16 protein-coding genes and 1 tRNA gene are annotated in these 17,289 nt (G+C 64.8%); 12 read left to right on the top strand and 5 right to left on the bottom strand.

All coding sequences use genetic code 11. The features are described from left to right. Nucleotides 1–28 precede the first annotated feature (28 nt). Nucleotides 29–1,204 (bottom strand): tRNA epoxyqueuosine(34) reductase QueG, encoded by a 1,176-nt coding sequence (queG, locus tag AC0L2O_RS03135; protein WP_473368679.1) that lies wholly within the window; start codon nt 1,202–1,204, stop codon nt 29–31. Next, on the bottom strand, nt 1,153–1,845 hold the full coding sequence (locus tag AC0L2O_RS03140; RefSeq protein WP_369720235.1) for a glutathione S-transferase family protein: 693 nt from the start codon (nt 1,843–1,845) through the stop codon (nt 1,153–1,155). Before AC0L2O_RS03140 ends, queG begins: the two co-directional genes overlap by 52 nt. 169 nt (nt 1,846–2,014) lie before the next feature. Here AC0L2O_RS03140 and AC0L2O_RS03145 point away from each other — a divergent pair, with 169 nt between their 5' ends. The 3 genes from AC0L2O_RS03145 (at nt 2,015) to AC0L2O_RS03155 (ending at nt 5,092) form a co-directional block, all read left to right on the top strand. Beyond that, a complete protein-coding gene (locus AC0L2O_RS03145) occupies nt 2,015–2,821 on the top strand; it encodes an undecaprenyl-diphosphate phosphatase (RefSeq protein WP_473368680.1) in 807 nt (268 codons plus the stop codon). A 202-nt stretch (nt 2,822–3,023) separates the two neighbouring features. Next, on the top strand, nt 3,024–4,355 hold the full coding sequence (locus AC0L2O_RS03150; RefSeq protein WP_473368681.1) for an FAD-binding oxidoreductase: 1,332 nt from the start codon (nt 3,024–3,026) through the stop codon (nt 4,353–4,355). Continuing rightward, nucleotides 4,352–5,092 (top strand): SDR family oxidoreductase, encoded by a 741-nt coding sequence (locus AC0L2O_RS03155; RefSeq protein WP_473368682.1) that lies wholly within the window; start codon nt 4,352–4,354, stop codon nt 5,090–5,092. The genes AC0L2O_RS03150 and AC0L2O_RS03155 overlap by 4 nt, the downstream gene beginning before the upstream one ends. Before the next feature lie 194 nt (nt 5,093–5,286). Here AC0L2O_RS03155 and AC0L2O_RS03160 read toward each other — a convergent pair whose 3' ends face one another. After that, nucleotides 5,287–6,252: a complex I NDUFA9 subunit family protein gene (locus AC0L2O_RS03160; protein ID WP_473368683.1), complete on the bottom strand. Its 966-nt coding sequence runs from the start codon at nt 6,250–6,252 to the stop codon at nt 5,287–5,289. A 148-nt stretch (nt 6,253–6,400) separates the two neighbouring features. On the opposite strand from AC0L2O_RS03160, the gene AC0L2O_RS03165 reads away from it, so the two are divergent. Next, nucleotides 6,401–6,487, top strand: a tRNA-Leu gene (locus tag AC0L2O_RS03165). Nucleotides 6,488–6,599: 112 nt separating this feature from the next. Here AC0L2O_RS03165 and AC0L2O_RS03170 read toward each other — a convergent pair. Further along, nucleotides 6,600–7,871 carry an MFS transporter gene (locus AC0L2O_RS03170; RefSeq protein WP_473368684.1) on the bottom strand — a complete coding sequence of 424 codons (1,272 nt, stop codon included), beginning with the start codon at nt 7,869–7,871 and terminating at the stop codon, nt 6,600–6,602. Nucleotides 7,872–8,158: 287 nt separating this feature from the next. Here AC0L2O_RS03170 and AC0L2O_RS03175 point away from each other — a divergent pair, with 287 nt between their 5' ends. The 8 genes from AC0L2O_RS03175 (at nt 8,159) to ptsN (ending at nt 16,207) form a co-directional block, all read left to right on the top strand. Further along, a complete protein-coding gene (locus AC0L2O_RS03175) occupies nt 8,159–9,484 on the top strand; it encodes a UbiA family prenyltransferase (protein ID WP_473368685.1) in 1,326 nt (441 codons plus the stop codon). Between the two features lie 110 nt (nt 9,485–9,594). Beyond that, on the top strand, nt 9,595–10,209 hold the full coding sequence (locus tag AC0L2O_RS03180) for a ribonuclease D (protein WP_473368686.1): 615 nt from the start codon (nt 9,595–9,597) through the stop codon (nt 10,207–10,209). A gap of 160 nt (nt 10,210–10,369) precedes the next feature. After that, on the top strand, nt 10,370–11,092 hold the full coding sequence (lptC, locus tag AC0L2O_RS03185; protein ID WP_473368687.1) for an LPS export ABC transporter periplasmic protein LptC: 723 nt from the start codon (nt 10,370–10,372) through the stop codon (nt 11,090–11,092). 5 nt (nt 11,093–11,097) lie between these two features. Further along, nucleotides 11,098–11,823 carry an LptA/OstA family protein gene (locus AC0L2O_RS03190; RefSeq protein WP_473368688.1) on the top strand — a complete coding sequence of 242 codons (726 nt, stop codon included), beginning with the start codon at nt 11,098–11,100 and terminating at the stop codon, nt 11,821–11,823. 219 nt (nt 11,824–12,042) lie between these two features. After that, nucleotides 12,043–13,056, top strand: coding sequence for an LPS export ABC transporter ATP-binding protein (gene lptB, locus AC0L2O_RS03195; RefSeq protein ID WP_409191329.1), 1,014 nt, complete (start codon nt 12,043–12,045; stop codon nt 13,054–13,056). 91 nt (nt 13,057–13,147) lie between these two features. Further along, nucleotides 13,148–14,761: an RNA polymerase factor sigma-54 gene (gene rpoN / locus AC0L2O_RS03200; RefSeq protein ID WP_409191330.1), complete on the top strand. Its 1,614-nt coding sequence runs from the start codon at nt 13,148–13,150 to the stop codon at nt 14,759–14,761. A 133-nt stretch (nt 14,762–14,894) separates the two neighbouring features. Beyond that, entirely contained in the window at nt 14,895–15,506 is a 612-nt protein-coding gene (hpf, locus tag AC0L2O_RS03205) for a ribosome hibernation-promoting factor, HPF/YfiA family (RefSeq protein WP_369720246.1), read from the top strand. 239 nt (nt 15,507–15,745) lie between these two features. Then, nucleotides 15,746–16,207: a PTS IIA-like nitrogen regulatory protein PtsN gene (ptsN, locus tag AC0L2O_RS03210; protein ID WP_011083550.1), complete on the top strand. Its 462-nt coding sequence runs from the start codon at nt 15,746–15,748 to the stop codon at nt 16,205–16,207. 373 nt (nt 16,208–16,580) lie between these two features. Here ptsN and AC0L2O_RS03215 read toward each other — a convergent pair whose 3' ends face one another. Then, the gene (locus tag AC0L2O_RS03215; protein WP_369720248.1) at nt 16,581–17,219 is read right to left on the bottom strand and encodes a TetR/AcrR family transcriptional regulator; all 639 of its coding nucleotides are present in this window, start codon (nt 17,217–17,219) and stop codon (nt 16,581–16,583) included. Between the last annotated feature and the right edge of the window lie 70 nt (nt 17,220–17,289).

Here is a 17,289-nt window from a genome sequence, read left to right on the forward strand (position 1 = left end):
GGTCAAGCCGGGGCATGACAGCGGAGAATTAGGAAGCGGCTTGCCACTCCTGACGAACGCTCTCGTCGTGCTCGCTGGCGATCGCATTCGCCCTGAGCCGCACAAACTCATTCCGCGGCATCAACTGCCCCAGCGCCCACACGGCAGCCCCGCGCACCAGCGGGCTTGCGTCGTCGAGCAATCGCCGCGCCTCTTCCGCAAGCTTCGCGTCGCCGGAGTTGCCGATCGCGATCAGCACGTTGCGCAAAAACCGGTCGCGGCCGATGCGCTTGACCGGCGACTTCGTGAACAGCGCCCGAAACGCGGCATCGTCGAGCCGCACCAGTTCAACCAGCGGAGGCGCGCGTAACTCGTCGCGCGCGGCGAGCTTTGCTTCGCGCCCCTGTTGCGCGAACTTGTTCCAGGGACACGCGGCGAGGCAATCGTCGCAACCATAGATGCGGTTGCCGATGGCTTTGCGAAACTCGCGCGGGATCGGGCCCTTGTTCTCGATGGTCAGGTACGAGATGCAGCGCCGCGCATCGAGTCTGTAGGGAGCGGGAAACGCCGCGGTCGGGCAGATGTCGAGACAGGCTTGGCACGAGCCGCAATGATCGATCTCGGCGCTGTCGCGTGGCAGCTCCAGCGTCGTGTAGATCGCGCCGAGAAAAAGCCAAGAGCCGAACTCGCGCGAGACGAGGTTGGTGTGCTTGCCCTGCCAGCCCAGATGCGCGGCCTGTGCGAGCGGCTTCTCCATCACCGCCGCGGTGTCGACGAACACCTTCACCTCCGACGGCGCGGCCGCAACCAGCCAACGCGCCAGCGCCTTCAACCGCTTCTTGATGAGGTCGTGATAATCTTCGCCTTGCGCATAGACCGAGATCGCTGCGCGCGTGCGCTGTTGCAAGATCGCGAGCGGATCCTGGTCAGGGCCGTAATTGACGCCGAGCATGATCACCGATCGTACGTCAGCCCACAGCCCGCGCGGATCGACCCGGCGCTCCGGCTGGCTCGCGAGCCAGTCCATGTCGCCATGACCGCCCGTGGCGATGAATTCGAGGAAATGCTTTCCGGCGCTCTCGATCGTGCCGGGCTCGGTAATCCCGATGCAGTCGAAGCCGAGCGCGCGCGCCTCGCGCGCGAGTGCCGTCTTCAGTTCAGTCGGATCGGAGTTCAGAAATCGAGGTCCACATAGGTGCGCGACGCCGGCACGCCGGCCAGCCATTCGCTCAGCAGCGGACGGAACGACGGGCGGGACTTCACCCGTGCGTACCACGCCTTTGCCGCGTCGTCCTCGCTCCATGGCACGTCGCCCAGATAATCGATCGCCGAGAGATGCGCCGCGGCGGCGAGATCCGCGTAAGTGAGCCTGTCGCCGGCGAGGAAGTTACGCGTCTGCGCCAGCCAGCCGATATAGGCCAGATGATAGCGCACATTGGCTTTCGCCGCGCGCATCACGTCGGCCGAGGGCGGGCCGCCGCCGTTCTCCTCGCTCATGAAGCGTTTGTAGATGCGCTCGGTCACGAGCGGATGGGACACTTCCTCGAAGAATTTCTCGTTGAACCAGGCCATCAGCCGGCGCACCTCGACGCGCTCGGCGATGGTCACCGGCATCATCCGCTTGGGACCCAGCTCGACGCCATAGGCTTCGTCGAGATACTCCGCGATGATCGCGGCGCCCGGAATCGGGGACTGGTCGCCATCCACCAGAACCGGTGTGGTGCCGGCCGCATTGAGCAGCAGAAATGCCTCGCGCCGTTCCCAGCTGCGCTCTTCGACCAGTTTCAGGTCGAGCCCATACTCCCCCGCGATCAGGCGAATGAAACGCGAATGCGGACAGAACGGATGATGAAACAGCGTAAACATGAACCCTTTGACTATTTGATGGTGCTTAAGAATCCATCAATGTTTGTGCGGCGCCACACTAGTCTTTCGAAACCGCGAGGCAAGGGCGTGGCGTCGCATTTTGCGATTGCAGCAAGGGGGCGAATAGGCGAGAAGAGCCCCGCTTTTCCAGCCGAAATGGACCGTAAATATGTCAGATGCAATACGGGCAGTGATCCTCGGCATCATCGAGGGTGTGACCGAGTTCCTTCCCGTGTCCTCGACCGGCCACCTGCTGCTTGCGGAGCGCTTCTTCGGGCTTGGCGAGGGCGCCTTCTGGGATTCGTTTACGGTCTTGATCCAGCTCGGCGCGATCCTTGCGATCGTCGTGTTGTACTTCAGGAAATTGTGGGACGTCGCGATCGGCATGTTCACGGGCGACGTCTATGCGCGCCGCTTCGTGATCGGCGTGCTCGTGGCGTTCCTGCCCGCGGTCGTCGTCGGTCTGGTCGCCGGCAAATACATCAAGAGCATGCTGTTCAATCCGTGGGTGGTCTGCTTTTCGCTGATCGTCGGCGGCGCCATCCTGCTCTGGGTCGACCGGCTTGACCTTAAGGCGCGCGAGCATGACGCCACCAAATTTCCGCTGCTGATGTATCTCTATATCGGCATCGCGCAGTGCGTGGCGATGATCCCCGGCGTGTCGCGCTCCGGCGCCAGCATCGTCGCGGCGATGTTCCTGGGCGCCGACAAGCGCGCAGCCGCGGAGTTCTCGTTCTTCCTCGCCATTCCCACCATGATCGGTGCGTTCGCCTACGATTTCTACAAGAACCGCTCCGAGATGACGATGGACCACATGGGCATCGTCGCGATCGGCTTCGTGGTCTCGTTCATCACCGCGATCATCGTGGTGAAGAGCTTCCTGGAATACGTCACGCGCCACGGTTTCGTGGTATTCGCCTGGTGGCGCGTCATTGTCGGCACGCTCGGCCTGATCGCCCTGGCGCTCGGCCATTAACCTTTCGGAAACACGTTGAGCCCGTAGCCCGGATGGGGCGCAGCGCAATCCGGGATCGTGCCGCAAGCGACGCCGGCCCCGGATTGCGCTCCGCTCCATCCGGGCTACGCCTCCACCACACCTTCAACGCAATATAAGCTTTTGACCGGTAGGCAGTTTCCTTGGCGGGGCGCCGCGCGCACCCCTGCAATGGAGCTGAGCCATGACCCTCGTCAGCGGCTGGGGGCGCTTCCCGGTCGTCGATAGCGAACTGCTGCGGCCGCGGTCGTTCGAAGCCGTTGGCGAAGCCATGATCTCAGGCGCCGTGGCCCGCGGCAATGGCCGCGCCTATGGAGACGCCGCGATAGGCGCCAGCCGGACCGTCGCGATGACTGCATTCGACCGGGTGCGGTCGTTCGATCCGGCAACCGGCCGCATCCGCCTCGAGGCCGGCGTGCTGCTGTCGGACCTGATCGACACGTTTGGCCCACGCGGCTTCCTGCCGTTCGTCGTGCCGGGCACGCGGTTCGTGACAATCGGCGGCGCCATCGCCGCCGACGTGCATGGCAAGAACCATCATAGCGAGGGCGGCTTCGGCCGCTATGTCGACAGCATCCTGCTGCGCACCGGGCAGGGCGAGACGATCGAGGCCTCGCACGAACAGAATTCGGACGCCTTCTTCGCGACGATCGGCGGCATGGGCCTGACCGGAATCATTCTCGAAGCCACCATCCGGTTGCGGCCGGTCGAGACCGGCTGGATTCGCGAGCGCGTGATCTCCGCGTCGGATCTCGAAGCGGCCATGCGCGCGCTCGAGGCGAATGAATCCGCGACCTATTCGGTGGCCTGGATCGATTGCGTCGCGCGCGGCCACCAGCTCGGCCGCTCGCTGATCTATCTCGGGGAGCACGCAAGCGCAGACGAGCTTTCCGATGGCGGCGATCGATTTCCGGTCGGCCGCAATCCCGGCCTTGCGGTGCCGGTCGACCTGCCGTCGATCACGCTGAACCGTACCAGCATCCGCGCGTTCAACGAGCTCTACTACCGCATGGGCGCGCGGCGCGCCGGCGGCAGCCATCTGGTATCGCTCTTCCCCTATTTCTTTCCGCTCGACAGCATCGGCGCCTGGAATCGCATTTACGGCCGGCGCGGCTTCCTCCAGCATCAATGCGTGATCCCGGAGCAGGGCGCGCGCGACGTGCTCGCCGACATCCTCGACCGCGTCTCCAAGCGCGGCGATGCCTCGTTCCTGGCGGTGCTGAAGAAGCTCGGCCAGGGCGACGGCATTTTGTCGTTTCCGCTGCCCGGCTACACGCTGGCGCTGGACTTCCCGATGAAGGGCGACATCCTGAATTTCCTCGACGAGATCGACCGCCTGGTCGTCGCCGCCGGCGGGAGGCTCTATCTCGCCAAGGACGCGCGTCAGTCGCGCGCGACCTTCGAGGCCGGCTATCCCGCCCTGCAGCGCTTCAACGCGATCCGGAAAGCGCTCGATCCCGCCGGAAATATCCGATCAAAGCTTTCACAGCGTTTATTCGATGAGGTGCAGCCATGACGTCGCGCAAGACTGTTCTGGTGCTGGGTGGCTCCTCCGATATCGGCCGCGCCGCCGCGCGCGCCTTTGCCAAAGCGGGATACGATGTCGCCCTCGCCGGGCGCGACGTCGCTGCGCTCGAGCCCGACGCGGCCGATCTCCACGCGCGCTACAGCATCGAGGCGAGCGCGTGGACGTTCGACGTGCTGGACACGGCGTCGTTCGAGAGCTTCGTCAGCGCTCTCCCCGTATTGCCCGATGTCGTCGTCTCGACCGTCGGTCTCCTGGGCGTGCAGCAGAACGCCGAGAGCGATCTCGCGCACGCCACCACGATCATGCGCTCGAACTACGAGGGGCCGTCGCTGATCCTCGGCCTGTTCGCGGAAAAGTTTCTGGCGCGCGGCAATGGCACCATCGTCGGCGTGTCATCGGTTGCGGGCGATCGCGGTCGGGCGTCGAACTATGTCTACGGCTCGGCGAAAGCAGGCTTCTCGGCATTCCTGTCCGGCCTGCGTGCCCGCGCCAGCCGCGGCGGCGTGCACGTCGTCACGGTGAAGCCCGGCTTCGTTCGCACCAGGATGACGGAAGGCATGAAGCTGATCGGCCCGCTCACCGTCGAAGCGCCGGTGGTGGGCGACGCGATCCTACAGGCGGTGGAGAAGAAGAGCGATGTTGTTTACGTCGGCGGCAAATGGCGTCTCGTGATGCTGATCATCAAGACGCTGCCGGAAGGGGTGTTCAAGAAGCTGAAGTTTTGAGGCTTGAAGGAATTGCACTGGCCCCGTAGCGGCAGTGTGCTCCCTCGCCCGCTTGCGGGAGAGGGTTGGGGAGAGGGTGCTTCCGCGGAGAGACTCCCGATGAGGAGAAAGCCCTCACCCGCCGCTACGCGGCGACCTCTCCCGCAAGCGGGAGAGGTTTAGAGGGATCGCGGGGCGAGGTGAAGAAAGAAGCCTCACGCGCTCTTGCGCTGGAATTGCCCGGCCGCGCGGAAACGCCAGAGATATTGCGGGGCGATCGCTTCCAGTGAATCGGGAGCGATGCCGAGCCCTTCCAGCGTCAGGCCCGCGGCCTTGGCCGCCTCCGACACGATGTTGTCGCGCTCGAGCAGCGTGACCTGGTCCGGCGTCAGCTTCAGCGCGCCGGGCGCGAATTGCAGGAACTGGGCCTTGAGGCGGGCAAGCCCGAACGGCAGCGACACCAACGCCCGCTTGCGGTCGGCAATCGCCAAAATCGCCTCGATGATCTCGCGCATGGTCAGCACTTCCGGCCCGCCGAGCTCGTAGGTGGCGCCCGGCTTGGCCTTGCCGTCGACCGCATCCGCGATCGCGGTGGCGACGTCGCCGACATAGACCGGCTGCATCTTCGTTTCGCCGCCGATCAGCGGCAGCACCGGCGACATCCGCGCCAGCGCGGCGAAGCGGTTGGTGAACTGGTCCTCGGGCCCGAACATCACCGAGGGCCGGAAGATCGTCGCTGACGGCACCGCCGCCATCACCGCGGCCTCGCCCGCTGCCTTGGCCTTGGCATAGCGCGACGGCGATTCCGCATCGGCGCCGATCGCCGAAACATGCACCAGCTGGGCGCCGGCTGCGGCCGCCGCCTTGGCGACGGTCTCGGCGCCCTTGGCCTGGACGGCGTCAAAGCTCTGCGCGCCGCCCTCGGTGAGGATGCCGACCAGATTAATAACAACGTGCGAATCACGCACGGCCGCCTCGACCGAGGCCGGGTAGCGCAGATTGGCCTGCACGGTGTGGACCTGGCCGACCTTGCCGGACGGCTGCAGGAATCCGGCCAGTTCCGGCCGCCGCACCGCGACCCGGACCCGGTAGTCGCGCCGGCACAGCGCGCGGACGACATTGCGGCCCAAAAACCCCGATCCGCCGAAAACCGTGACGAGCGTGTCCAGATTCGATGCCATGGGGTCGATTCCTGATGGAGAGAGCGTGTTACGAGCTTGTATCGGGCCGTTTTGCGATGCGCAATCCGCGACCGCAAGCACGGTTCAAGCATGAATTGACAACCGCGTCACTGATCCGTAGTAACCGCCTCCGTGCCCCAAACGGCATGCCCAGGTGGTGGAATTGGTAGACGCGCTGGCTTCAGGTGCCAGTGGCTTAACGGCCGTGAAGGTTCGAGTCCTTTCCTGGGCACCATTTTGCAGGATTGTCCGCAAACGAGCTGCTTTCCCGATCAGCGGAAGGAGCAGGCCGGCGATCCACGCAGCGCCGTCGTGACCTGTGCCACTCAAGCCGCAGCCCGCCCCCCTCACACCACCCGCTTCCCCGCCCGCTCCGCCACCGCCTTCTGCACAAAATACATCGCGACCAGCGAGACGATGGCAGAGGCCACGACGACGTAGCCGATCCGGTCGAAATGGAGCAGCGAGCCGTCCGGGTTCTGCGCGATGATGGCGCCGGCGAGCACCGAACCGAGGCCGCCGGAGAGCTGCTGCAACGACGCGCTGACTGCGCTGAAGGAGCCGCGCTGGCTGGGGTCGGGGATCGCCGACATCAGGGCCTGCGACGGGATCATGCGTGAAAAGATGCCGACGAACATCAGCACGTTGACCAGGATCGCGGTCGCGAGCGAGACGTGGCCGAGATGGGTGTAGATCAGCACCATGATCACCGACACCACGCTGCCGAACACAAACGTCGGATATTTGCCGAACGTATCGCTCGCCCTGCCGACCAGTGGTCCCGTGATAATGCTGAACAGGCCGGAGACCAGATAGATCGTCGGCAGGTGCACGATGTCGATGCCGATATTGTTCACGGTGAAGGCGCTCGAGAACGGCATCAGCATGTAGCCGCCCGTCGCCAGCAATGTCGTGACACAGAAGGCCAGCGTGTAGCGCGGCTCGCCCACGGTCGCGATCAGATGGCGGAACGGGTTTCGGTCCTGCTTCAGCTTCAGATGCTTGTCGACCGGCTCCATCGCGAAGGCGATCACGGCGATCGCCAGGATCGAGAGGCCGACGATCGCGGCGAAGCAGACGTGCCAGTCCCAGCGGTTGGCGAGAAACAGCCCCGCCGGAATGCCGAGCACCTGGCTCGCGGCGAACGCGGTCTGGACGAATCCCATCACGCGGCCGCGCAGATGCAGCGGGAACAAATCGGTGACGATCGCAAGCACGACCGACCCGATCACGCCGCCGAACAATCCGGTCACGATCCTGCCGAGCAGCAGCACGTGGTATGTCTGCGCCGCGGCGCAGAGCAGGGTGCCGAGCGTGAAGCCGACATAGAAGAACAGCAGCAGGCGCTTGCGATCGAAGCGATCGGCAAAGCCCGCCGCCAGGATGCCCGACAATCCCGCGCTGAACGCGTAGGCCGACACCGCGACGCCGAATTGCCCGGCCGTGATGTTAAGCGCGGGCATCAGGATGGCGCCGAGCGGCGACATGATGATGAAATCGAGAATGATCGTGAACTGCGCGAATGCGAGCAGCGCGACCAGGAGCGATTGGTAGCGCGTGAAGCCGCGTTTGCGTTGTAGTTGATCGTTGATCGGCGCGGCGAGCGTCTGTTCGGTCATGGCACTCGATTCGTGGTGGGGGGCGGGGGAAGCCCGCAACACATAGGGTCGACCGGGACGATTTCCACGGCCGCATGGCCCAAGTTCCGCCCGACGATCGCGCTCGCGCGCGATTGTGGGATCCCTGCAACAGCCCGAATCTCGGCCCTGTGCGACCATCGCGCTTCTCCGAGCCGATTAAGCCCGCCTTAGCGAATGCGCCCTAGGCTCGCGGGCGTCCATTTTCCTGCTCCCCGGCCTCCCCAGCCTTTGGGCGGGTCAGGTCGCGATGGGTAGAGCGTTTTCGGATGGAGCAGCCCGTCAGGCAGTACGATCGGAGCGAGGCCGCGTCGCAGGCCGGATCGGCGCTTGCCCGCACCCTCGTGATCGATCTCGAAGGCGCGCTGCTGCGCTCGGAACTGCTGATGGAAGCGCTGTTCTCTAGCCCCGGCCGCATGCTGGCCCGCTTCGGCGCGGGCGGACGCCCGGGCATGGCGGCCCTGACCGAGATTTTGGCGCGGGCCGAGATCGACTACGCCCATCTGCCCTATGATGGCGAGGTGCTGAACCGGGCGCTGGCGGCGCGGGCGCGGGGCGAGAAGATTTTTCTGGTCGCGGAGCGCTTCGCCGGGCATGCCTCTGCGATCGCCGCACATCTCGGCTTCGACGGCGTCGTTGCGCCGGCCGATCTCGCCGCGGGTGCCAATCTGCCGTTCGATCGCGCCTCGATCGAGCGCATCGGTGAGCGCAGCCGCGGCCGCGTCAGCTTTAAGATCTGGGCGAAGGCGCTGCGGGTCTATCAATACGCCAAGAACACGCTGGTGTTCGTGCCGGCGCTCACCGCGCATCAGATGAACTTTGCGACGCTCGGCTCCGCGCTGCTGGCGGCCCTCGCGTTCTCGGCCTGTGCGTCGGGCGCGTATCTGATGAACGATCTGCTGGATCTCGCCGCCGACCGGCAGCATCCGACCAAGCGTCATCGCCCGCTTGCGGCAGGCGAGCTGCCGATCTCGTCCGCGCTCGCGGCGATCCCGGCGCTGTGGGCTTTCGCGGTCGGCGCCAGCCTCTGCATTTCCGCAGCCTTCCTCGGCGTGCTCGCCGTCTATCTCGCCACCACCATCGCCTATTCGCTGGTGCTCAAGCGCAAGATGCTGGTTGATGTCGTGACGCTCGCCGGCCTCTACTCTCTGCGCATCGGCGCCGGCGCGGTCGCCGCCGGCGTGATGCTGTCGGAATGGCTGATGATCTTCTCGCTGTTCGTGTTCACCTCGCTGGCACTGATCAAGCGCTTCAGCGAACTCGGCATGCGCGAGGGCGCCGGGCTGTCCGATCCCTCCAACCGCGACTACAGGATCACCGATCTGCACATCATCGCTGCCATGGCCGCCGCGAGCGCCATGAACGCGGTGACGGTGTTTGCGCTCTATCTGTCGTCCTCCGCGGTGACGCCGCTCTACAGCCGCCCCTGGCTGCTGTGGCTGCTCGCGCCTTTGCTGCTTTATTGGTTCGGCCGCGCGCTGATGATTGCGCATCGCCGCGAGATGCCGGACGACCCCATCATCTACGCCTTCCGCGACGGCGCCAGCCGCACCACGGTGGCCGCGATGATCTGCATCATGCTGGCAGCGATCTGACCGGAGCCGCAACCGGCGCTTGCGCGCGGCGTCCGCAGTGGATACATCGCGGGCAATCCCGATTAGCCTATGATGCCGACGCCACCGATTCGATTGAGGTTTGACACGCCATGACCGTACGCCTGCATCGCGGCGACCTGCCCGACCTCACCCGCTACAGCGGCGCCGTGGCGATCGACACCGAGACCATGGGGTTGAACCCGCACCGCGACCGGCTCTGCGTGGTGCAGCTGTCGCCCGGCGACGGCAGCGCCGACGTGGTGCAGATCCCCAAGGGCCACACCGACGCGCCGAACCTGAAGGCGCTGCTGGCCGATCCCGCTATCACCAAGATCTTCCATTTCGCCCGGTTCGACGTCGCGGTGCTGTACCAGAGCTTCGGAGTGATGACCGGGCCGATCTACTGCACCAAGATCGCCTCCCGCCTGACCCGGACTTATACCGACCGCCATGGCCTCAAGGACCTCGTGCGCGAGGTGCTCAATGTCGACCTCTCCAAGCAGCAGCAATCCAGCGATTGGGGTTCCGACAGCCTGACCGAGCCGCAGCTGGCTTACGCCGCCTCCGACGTGCTGCATCTGCATGCCTTGCGCGAGCGGCTGGATGCGATGCTGCTGCGCGAGGGCCGCACCGCGCTGGCCAAGGCCTGTTTCGACTTCCTGCCGACCCGTGCTTTGCTCGACCTCCAGGGCTGGGCCGAAGAGGACATTTTCGCGCATTCCTGAGCCTTTCGGCAGCCATCAGGTCAAGGCTGCCGCCCCGTTTCGGACACTTTCCTGACGGCGTGTCGGAGGCTGCATCTTCCGGCATTGCCGGGTACAATGGGGCACCTCGATCGGAGCCTTTGACTAAGAAGGTTCGGTGAGCGAGGCCTCGGGAGCAATTGTGAACTCGGCCCAGTTTTCAACCTATGACGCCGCACTCGCGGCGCGGTTTGCCACTGCGGCCCGCCACAGCCGCCTGGTGCGGATTCTGCGCATCGCGGTGCCGGCGACCGTGGTCGTGGCCATGGCCTCGATCGTCGCCGTCTCGACCTTCCTCAACCCGTTCAGCATGATCCCCATGAAGATCGATTCCGGAAACATGGTGGTCACAGGCACCAAGATCACGATGGAATCGCCGCACATGTCGGGCTTCAGCACGGACCAGCGGCCCTACGAGCTCTGGGCCAAAACCGCGACGCAGGACATCACCGATCCCGATCATGTCGATCTCGCGGATTTGCGCTCGAAAGTCCTGATGGAAGACCAGTCGACCGTGTTCCTCGATGCCCGCACCGGCAGGTTCGACAACAAGCAGCAGCAGCTCGAGCTGCACAAGGACGTCTTCGTGCGCACCTCGACCGGCTATGAGGCGCGGCTGAACTCGGCCTTCGTCGACATGGGCAAGGGCACGGTCTCGTCGGACGACCATGTCGACGTCAAGCTGACCAACGGCACGCTCACCGCCGACCGGCTGCGCATCACCGAAGGCGGTGACGTCATCCGCTTCGAGGGCAATGTCGTGATGCATCTGGACAAGATCAGCGTGGATGACGCGACGCCGGCGCCCGTCGAGCAGCCCGCGCCGCCGCCGAAGTCCAAGAACAAGTCTGCGAATTCAAGATGATTGCCATGGCGAAGTGTTTTCCGCGCAGCAAGGTCAAGCGGTTCGCCATCGTCAGTGCGCTGGTCGTCTGCGCTGCGCTGGTCGCAACGCATGCCGCGGTCGCGCAGAGCACGATGCAGGGCGTTCCCAATGCCATGCAGGGCTTTTCGCAGAACCGCGATCAGCCGATCCAGATCGACGCCGCAACCCTCGAGATGCGCGACAAGAAGAAGGAAGCGACCTTCTCCGGCAATGTGAAGGTCGTGCAGGGCGACACCACCATGACCTCGAAGACGCTGGTCGTGTTCTACGAATCGAGCGGCGACAAGGCCGCGACGCCGCAGCCGGCATCGGCAAAGGGCGCGAAGGCCGCGCCGATCCAGTCGGCGACGCCGGGCCCCGGCGGCGCGTCGTCGATCAAGCGGCTTGAGGCGCGCGGCAATGTCGTCGTCACCCAGAAAGACCAGGTGGTGACCGGCGAGACCGCCGTGTTCGACACCAAGACCAACCTCATCACCATGCTCGGCGGCTCCGGCGGCCAGGTGGTCCTGACCCAATGCCAGAACGTGCTGCGCGGCGATCGTCTGTTGGTCGACATGACCACCGGCGTGTCGCGGGTTGAATCCGAGAGCGGCCGAGTGCAGGGCCTGTTCATCCAGTCCCAGGGCGGCTCGAGCGGCAAATGCGGAACGCCCGCCGGCCCCGGTGGCGGCCCGGCGGTGCCCTCGCTCATTCCAGGCAAGCCCAAGTAAAACAATGGCTTAGATACTATCTTGCGGTCGCGAGGTTGAAGCCTGCCCGACAAGACTGTATCTAGCGCAACGGGCTTCGAAAGCGGGATCCGCTTATCGCGGGTGTTTCACTGGGCATGAGACATCCTTTCACTCATGCTGTGTCGGCGAATCGCTGTGATACGGCAGATCGCGGGATCCACCGTGCAGGATCGCCGTGAAGGCTTGAGACAGGCGGGGATGGTCGATTTATTCAGCATGTTCCGTCGGCGCCCCGCCAAGCGTGGCCGTCCCGGATTTGCGCGTCAGGACATCACCGAACTCACCCAAAGCGTCGGCGGCCTCCTCACCAGCCCGGTGCGGGATGCGCCCCCGATCGCCCGTGACCAGCCCACGCACGCGCCGGACCCGTACGGCGTCGAGGCCCCGCCGCGGCAGCGCCAGCCGGCGGCCCAGCCTGTCGCAGGCAGGTCCGGTGCCAAGCCCGTTGCCAGGTCCAACGGCTCAGGCGGCCCGCAGCTCCTGAAGCGGCCGGGCTTCCTGGCTGTGCATAGCGTGGAAAAGAGCTTTGGCAGCCGGCAGGTCGTGCGCGGCGTCAGCATCTATGTGCGCCGCGGCGAAGCGGTCGGCCTGCTCGGCCCGAACGGCGCCGGCAAGACCACCGTGTTCTACATGATCACCGGCCTGATCAAGCCCGATCGCGGCGCGATCGAGCTCGACGGCCATGACGTCACCAAGCTGCCGATGTATCAGCGGGCGCGGCTCGGCATCGGCTATCTGCCGCAGGAAGCCTCGATCTTCCGCGGCCTCACCGTCGAGCAGAACATCCGCGCCGTGCTCGAAGTGGTCGAGCCCTCGCGCAAGAAGCGCGAGCAGCAGCTCGATTCGCTGCTCGACGAATTCAACATCACCCGCCTGCGTAAATCACCTTCGATCGCGCTGTCGGGCGGTGAACGCCGCCGCGTCGAAATCGCGCGCGCGCTGGCGACGCGTCCTAACTACATGCTGCTCGACGAACCCTTCGCCGGCATCGATCCGATCGCCGTCGGCGACATCCAGGACCTCGTCCGTCATCTCACCAATCGCGGCATCGGCGTGCTCATCACCGACCACAATGTGCGAGAGACGCTCGGCCTCACCGATCGTGCCTATATCGTCTATGCCGGTGAGATCCTGACCGAGGGCAGCCCGGATGAGATTGTCAATGATCCGGACGTTCGCCGCCTTTACCTTGGCGAGGAATTCCGCCTCTAGCCCTTTTTTCGAGTTCGTCAAGGCGTGTACATCGGGCCTGGACTAAGATAAGCAAAAATCGGACCAACTTTTCGGGATCGGTTCTTGCTTCATGGCGCTTACGCAGAGATTAGAGTTCCGGCAATCGCAGTCGCTGGTCATGACGCCGCAGCTGATGCAGGCGATCAAGCTGCTGCAATTGTCCAACCTCGATCTCACCACCTTCGTGGAAGAGGAACTCGAGCGTAATCCGCTGCTGGAGCGGGCCAGTGACGAGGTCCCGCCCGGGGAAGCTACTGCCGAGGCCAGCCAGTTCAACGATTCCGACGGCGGCCACAACGACGAACCGGGCGGTGGTCCGGGCGAGGCTTTCGAGCCCGGCCAGGAAGAGTGGATGAGCAAGGATCTCGGCACCCGCGCCGAGATCGAGCAAACCCTCGACACCGGCCTGGACAACGTCTTCTCCGAGGAGCCGGCCGAGGCCGCCGCGCGCAACGCCCAGGATGCGGCGCCGACCACCTATACGGAATGGGGCGGCGGTGCCTCCGGCGACGAGGACTACAATCTCGAGGCCTTCGTCGCGGCCGAAATCACGCTGGGCGACCATCTGGCCGAGCAGCTCTCGGTCGCCTTCAGCGGGCCGGCGCAGCGCATGATCGGGCAGTATCTGATCGATCTCGTCGACGAGGCCGGCTATCTGCCGCCGGATCTCGGCCAGGCCGCTGAGCGGCTTGGTGCATCGCAAGCGGACGTCGAGGACGTTCTTGCCGTCCTGCAAAAATTCGATCCGCCCGGCGTTTGCGCGCGCAACTTAAGCGAATGCCTGGCGATCCAGCTCCGCGAACTCGATCGTTACGATCCGGCGATGCAGGCGCTGATCGAACATCTCGATCTCCTCGCCAAGCGCGACATCGCGGGCCTGCGCAAGGTCTGCGGCGTCGACGACGAGGACATCGCCGACATGATCGGCGAGATCCGCCGGCTCAATCCCAAGCCCGGCATCAAGTTCGGCTCGGCGCGCGTTCAGACCATGGTGCCGGACGTCTATGTCCGCCCGGGTCCGGACGGCGGCTGGCATGTCGAGCTCAACAGCGACACCTTGCCGCGCGTGCTGGTCAACCAGACCTATTATTCGCAACTGTCGAAGAAGATCGGCAAGGACGGGGACAAATCGTATTTCACCGACGCACTCCAGAACGCGACCTGGCTGGTGCGCGCGCTTGACCAGCGCGCCCGCACCATCCTGAAGGTCGCAACCGAGATCGTGCGCCAGCAGGACGGCTTCTTCACCCATGGCGTGGCGCATCTGCGGCCGCTCAATCTGAAGGCCGTCGCCGACGCCATCCAGATGCATGAATCCACGGTGTCGCGCGTCACCGCCAACAAATACATGGCGACCAATCGCGGCACGTTCGAGCTGAAATATTTCTTCACGGCGTCGATCGCCTCCGCCGACGGCGGCGAGGCGCATTCCGCCGAAGCCGTGCGCCACCACATCAAGCAATTGATCGATTCGGAAGCACCTGCCGCGATCCTGTCCGACGACACCATCGTGGAACGGTTGCGCGCTTCGGGCATTGATATTGCCCGCCGCACGGTCGCGAAGTACCGCGAAGCCATGCGTATTCCTTCTTCGGTGCAACGCCGTCGCGACAAGCAGAGCGCTCTTGGTAACGTCCTCTCCACTGCAATGTCCGATCGCTCCCGCAACACCGAGCCGGCCTGATTGCGCTGGCGCCAAATCGCGCTACTGTCATCTCCCATCGAGATCGATCCATGCGCGCGCATGATCCGGAATTTTCTGCAACCGCCTCCGAACAGATCATGCGCAGGCAAGAACCTAACCAAGCGAGGTTCACATGACTCTCCGCATTTCGGGCAAGAGCGTCAGCGTCGGCGAGGCCCTGCGCGGCCGCGTGGCGGACCGCACCGAGGAGGTGCTGCGCAAATATTTCGACGGCAATTATTCCGGCCATATCACGCTGAGCAAGGACGGCTTCGGCTTCCGCACCGATTGCTCGCTGCATCTGGATTCGGGAATCACGCTGGAGGCCGATTGCAATGCGCCGGACGCCTATGCCAGCGCCGACCAGGCGCTGCTGATGATCGAGAAGCGGCTGCGCCGCTACAAGAGCCGGCTCAAGGACCGTTCCGCCCGCAAGACCCACGCCGCCTCGGAAGCGCTCGCCGCCATGGACGCCACCAGCTACGTCCTGGAGGCGCCGTCTGAGGGCGATGACGAGGTCACCGGCTACAGCCCCGTAATCATCGCGGAGGCGACCACCTCGCTGAAACCGCTGTCGGTGAGCGAAGCCGTCATGGAACTCGACCTCAGCGGCGCCCCCTGCATGGTGTTCCAGCACGGCTCGAGCGGCCGGGTGAACATCATTTACCGCCGGGCGGACGGCAATGTCGGCTGGATCGATCCGCCGGGGGCCAAGGCGGACAGCAAGCCGGACGGTAAGGCCTGAGAGGCCCTCTGGGCGAGCTTTGGGCCGGTTCCGGCCAGCCCCTTGCGGCCTTAACAATGACCGGGGCAAAGCTTCACGCGGGAGTTGGCACCGGGATTGCGTTGGAGTAGAAGCCCCCCACATCAGCGAGGAGCTAAGTCCGCCTCCTGCTTCATCTTCTTGACGCCGGCCCGCCTCGATACTTTGTCCAGGCTGGCCAATTCGGAACCTGACGTTTTCATTCACCTCGGAAGACTTCCATGCCGATTACCGATCTGGTCGCGCCCGAGGCGATTCTCCCGGCATTGAAGGTCAACAGCAAGAAGCAGGCGCTCCAGGAACTCGCGGCCAAGGCCGCCGAGCTGACCGGACAAAACGAGCGCGCGGTGTTCGAGGTGCTGCTGCAGCGGGAGAAGCTCGGCACCACCGCGGTCGGCTACGGCGTCGCCATTCCCCACGGCAAGCTGCCCAAGCTGGAAAAGATCTTCGGCCTGTTCGCGCGGCTCGATCGCCCGATTGATTTCGAATCGATGGACGGCCAGCCGGTCGATCTCGTCTTCCTGCTGCTCGCCCCCGAAGGCGCCGGCGCCGACCACCTCAAGGCACTGGCCCGTATCGCCCGCCTGCTGCGCGACCAGGACATCGCCAAGAAGCTCCGCGCCTCGCGCGACGCCCAGGCGATCTATTCGGTGCTGGCGCTGCCGCCGGCCACCGCGGCATAACAACTCTCGCTTGTTCGAACCAGGCCGGGCCGTCTGCGACTTACGTCGCAGCGGGGCGCTCTCCGTCGGATTTTGCACGCGTCCGGATCGGTTGCGCCGCACGCGCGGATTTCAACAGCGTGCTCGCGCTGCCGCCGAACGACCAATGGGCCGTCGACACGGCGCGCGAAGGACTTGGCTTTGTGAAGTGATGCGAGAGTAGGGGCTGCAGCCCCGCACTCCGTCATTGCGAGCGCCGGTCTCTCGACCCCGTCATTGCGAGGAGCCCTTGCGACGAAGCAATCCAGAATCCCTCCGCGGAGAGAGTCTGGATTGCTTCGCTACGCTCGCAATGACGATGTGGAGCGACCTTCGCCGGCGCCGCTCGTGCGCTTCAGCAGACCGTCGGCAGCAGGCGACGGACTTCGTCGAGCAGTTCGGGAATCGCCGTCTTGTCGCCCGCGAGGTGCTTGAGCAGCGCGCTCTGGAAAAGACCGTCGAACAGCGCATAAAGCGCGGCGGGCGACGAGGCCGGCCGCCGGCCGCCGAACTCGGCATAGCGGGAGGCAATGCGCCAGATCATCGCTTCCAGGCTCTTGTCGATCTCGAGGACATCTTTGCGAAACGCCGCCTCGAACATCGCCTGCGAGCGCAAATCGTACCACAGCCGGTGCATACGGGCTTCGTTCTGCAGTGTTGCTGCGAGCTTGGCGAGGAAGCCCTCCGTCAATTCGTCGCGGCTCGTTGCTGTTGCGACGACCTCGTCATATCGCGTCACGCATTTCGCCTTGTAGTGACGGACGCAGCAGCAGATCAGGTCGAGCTTGTCGCTGAAATAATAGTGAAACACGCCGTGCGTGAACGCCGAGTTCTGCGCGATCTCGCGCAGGCTGGTGCGGGCGAAGCCAAGTTCTCCAAGCGTTTCGAGCGCGGCCTCGGCAAGCTCGATGCGTCGCGCGTTGAACTTCTCGTCGCGAAGCACCTCGGCCGCATCGGCCACGCGCCGGGCCGCCCCTGTCACCTGCCGCGCCATGTCGTCCTTTCCTCAGTCCTGCTCTTTCAAAGACTTATACCGCGTCGACCGCGGAATAGCTCCACCCCCT

The organism is Bradyrhizobium sp. Kon10 (assembly GCF_055807395.1).

Bases quoted from the DNA above. Each gene is read 5' to 3' on its own strand.
- queG (WP_473368679.1), bottom strand. From the start codon at position 1,204: ATGGCTGGCCGGCGTGCCGGCGTCGCGCACCTATGTGGACCTCGATTT.
- AC0L2O_RS03140 (WP_369720235.1), bottom strand. From the start codon at position 1,845: ATGTTTACGCTGTTTCATCATCCGTTCTGTCCGCATTCGCGTTTCATT.
- AC0L2O_RS03145 (WP_473368680.1), top strand. From the start codon at position 2,015: ATGTCAGATGCAATACGGGCAGTGATCCTCGGCATCATCGAGGGTGTG.
- AC0L2O_RS03150 (WP_473368681.1), top strand. From the start codon at position 3,024: ATGACCCTCGTCAGCGGCTGGGGGCGCTTCCCGGTCGTCGATAGCGAA.
- AC0L2O_RS03155 (WP_473368682.1), top strand. From the start codon at position 4,352: ATGACGTCGCGCAAGACTGTTCTGGTGCTGGGTGGCTCCTCCGATATC.
- AC0L2O_RS03160 (WP_473368683.1), bottom strand. From the start codon at position 6,252: ATGGCATCGAATCTGGACACGCTCGTCACGGTTTTCGGCGGATCGGGG.
- AC0L2O_RS03170 (WP_473368684.1), bottom strand. From the start codon at position 7,871: ATGACCGAACAGACGCTCGCCGCGCCGATCAACGATCAACTACAACGC.
- AC0L2O_RS03175 (WP_473368685.1), top strand. From the start codon at position 8,159: ATGGAGCAGCCCGTCAGGCAGTACGATCGGAGCGAGGCCGCGTCGCAG.
- AC0L2O_RS03180 (WP_473368686.1), top strand. From the start codon at position 9,595: ATGACCGTACGCCTGCATCGCGGCGACCTGCCCGACCTCACCCGCTAC.
- AC0L2O_RS03190 (WP_473368688.1), top strand. From the start codon at position 11,098: ATGGCGAAGTGTTTTCCGCGCAGCAAGGTCAAGCGGTTCGCCATCGTC.
- lptB (WP_409191329.1), top strand. From the start codon at position 12,043: ATGGTCGATTTATTCAGCATGTTCCGTCGGCGCCCCGCCAAGCGTGGC.
- rpoN (WP_409191330.1), top strand. From the start codon at position 13,148: ATGGCGCTTACGCAGAGATTAGAGTTCCGGCAATCGCAGTCGCTGGTC.
- hpf (WP_369720246.1), top strand. From the start codon at position 14,895: ATGACTCTCCGCATTTCGGGCAAGAGCGTCAGCGTCGGCGAGGCCCTG.
- ptsN (WP_011083550.1), top strand. From the start codon at position 15,746: ATGCCGATTACCGATCTGGTCGCGCCCGAGGCGATTCTCCCGGCATTG.
- AC0L2O_RS03215 (WP_369720248.1), bottom strand. From the start codon at position 17,219: ATGGCGCGGCAGGTGACAGGGGCGGCCCGGCGCGTGGCCGATGCGGCC.